The sequence below is a fragment of the Vibrio sp. 10N.286.51.E5 genome (assembly GCF_041469125.1).
Classification (GTDB): domain Bacteria; phylum Pseudomonadota; class Gammaproteobacteria; order Enterobacterales; family Vibrionaceae; genus Vibrio; species Vibrio crassostreae_C.
Window position 1 is genome coordinate 1 of sequence record NZ_JBFRJZ010000152.1, and the last position, 1,182, is coordinate 1,182.

Annotated in this window: 1 protein-coding gene; it reads right to left on the minus strand. The window is 36.1% G+C overall.

What is annotated here, in order from left to right:
* Positions 1 to 277: 277 nt before the first annotated feature.
* On the minus strand, positions 278 to 853 hold the full coding sequence (locus AB4161_RS23190; protein WP_017071509.1) for a hypothetical protein: 576 nt from the start codon (positions 851 to 853) through the stop codon (positions 278 to 280).
* Positions 854 to 1,182 lie beyond the last annotated feature (329 nt).

The window sequence follows — 1,182 nt, forward strand, 5'->3', positions numbered from 1 at the left end:
AACTACCTTGAAAAACACCGCTTGCTAGAGATTTTTGAATCAGCAATTGCCTTAATAAAACTTACTAAATCGTTTTTTGAAATGAGAAAAACGGTTTCGAAAAAGTGTGGATATTGTTGTGCTATTTCGAGTAGGTTACTTAGTACTTCGTTGAGCGCTCTGAATGAAATAGGGCACTCAATTAAAGTGAGAAAATCATACAATCTTTCGAATTCATCATCGCTCAAATTCAATTGTTCATCTAATAAATTTTGCCTAGAAATGAACTCTCTCATGGTCATAAATCTCGATTTGAGGTATTCAATATGGCGGCTAGTTCTTTCTTAGTTTTTAGCTCTGGAAAAATTACTTGCCACTCTTTGTTTGTTAGATAGCTACCTTTTGCCTCATCATTAGGGAACCAGTTTTCTAAGAAAAATTTCACAGTTTTTTCTTTTGTGATAAACAGCTTTTTTAATAATTGGGTGGTTAAATCGGACAAAAATATGAGCCGTTTAATGTCGTTTTGAGGCTTTTTAGTGAGCAAGATAACGGGTGTTTTTCTAGTGAGTGACTGTTCGGAATTAATCGTATTTATAAGTAGAAAGTGAGTGAAAAGACCCGATACGAGATAGTAATGATTTCGTTTTTTATAGACCCAAATTGGAGATTGCAAAGCGACTAGGTTGCTCATAGCCTGGGTACTTTTTGATGCAATCGACTTTGACTTTAAGGCTGAAACGGGATTTGACTCCGCGATGATTTCTGCGAGATCAGGGTCGATAGATATGTCACAAAGATTAACGTGAGAGAGCTCTACGTTGCAGAGCAGGGTAGCGTCGTATTTCTCAAGTCTAGATATAAAATCGCTCAAATGTTAGATCTCGTAGTCGCAAATTGAAATTTGTAAACCTAACTAATTGTAGTATATGGATGTGACAAGAGTGTGCCCAAATTCATACATAAAACATTTCGTCACAACAAAACTTAAGTCATTGATTTTAAGTATTCTAGTTTAAGTGTCTGTTTTTCCGACAGAGAGCATGAATCTAGGGTATCCATGTAGATTTTCTATTTGTACAGCTACTGTCTTGACATGGCGGGGGGCGGTGATTCGAGTTCACTCGGACGCACCATTCCTTCTTTAGTTTTTATTGCATAACTATTGAGTTTGTCACAATGGTAGTAATAAGAAATTAGAAC